The 771-nt window shown below is 36.7% G+C and carries 2 pseudogenes; both read left to right on the forward strand.

Annotated elements, in window-relative coordinates:
* Window positions 1-359, forward strand: a pseudogene (locus tag RTW80_RS26465) (sugar transferase); the annotation flags it as partial.
* A gap of 33 nt (window positions 360-392) precedes the next feature.
* Window positions 393-771: pseudogene (locus tag RTW80_RS26470) on the forward strand (glycosyltransferase family 2 protein); the annotation flags it as partial.

Below are 771 nucleotides of genomic sequence, written 5' to 3' on the forward strand. Positions count from 1 at the left end.
ATTCTACATTTAAGCTCAAAAATGATCCTCGCATTACGAAGATATGAGCATTCCTTAGAAGAACAAGTCTGGATGAATTACCTCAGCTATTCAATGTACTGAAGGGAGAGATGAGCCTTGTAGGACCTAGACCAATAATAACCGCAGAGCTTGAAAGGTATAATGAAGAGGTCGATTATTATTTGCTGAGCAAACCAGGAATGACAGGTTTGTGGCAAGTTAGCGGACGAAGTGACGTTGATTACGAAACGCGTGTATATCTTGATGCATGGTATGTTAAAAATTGGTCTATGTGGAATGATATAGCCATATTATTTAAGACAGTTGGTGTAGTGCTGAAAAAAGATGGTGCATATTAGGTCTTCTTCTGAATCATTAATCCAGAGTTAAATATGAAATATTATATTGCAATTCCAACATATAATGGCGGGGAACTATGGGAAAAGTCCGTTGCTAATATAAAAAAATACGCGCCTCAAGATATTTGTGTTCAAGTTATTGACTCAAGTAGTAAAGACAAAACCTCTTGCGATGCATGCTAGAAATTATAATTATCCAGATAAAAGTCATATATGTGGTAAAGAAAACATTCCGGAAATGGGGTTGAAAACGGTATTTATGTCAAATTCTTTCTCCGCCTATAGGCTTTCAATATTTAAAGAATTAGGCGGGTTTCCATCGAATACCATTTTATGTGAGGATATGTATTATACAGCAAATGCGGGTCAGGCTGGATATAAAATCGCTTATGTCGCAGATGCGGTAGTATGC

This window comes from Escherichia sp. AM3 (assembly GCF_032029835.1).
Taxonomy (GTDB): Bacteria; Pseudomonadota; Gammaproteobacteria; order Enterobacterales; family Enterobacteriaceae; genus Escherichia; species Escherichia coli.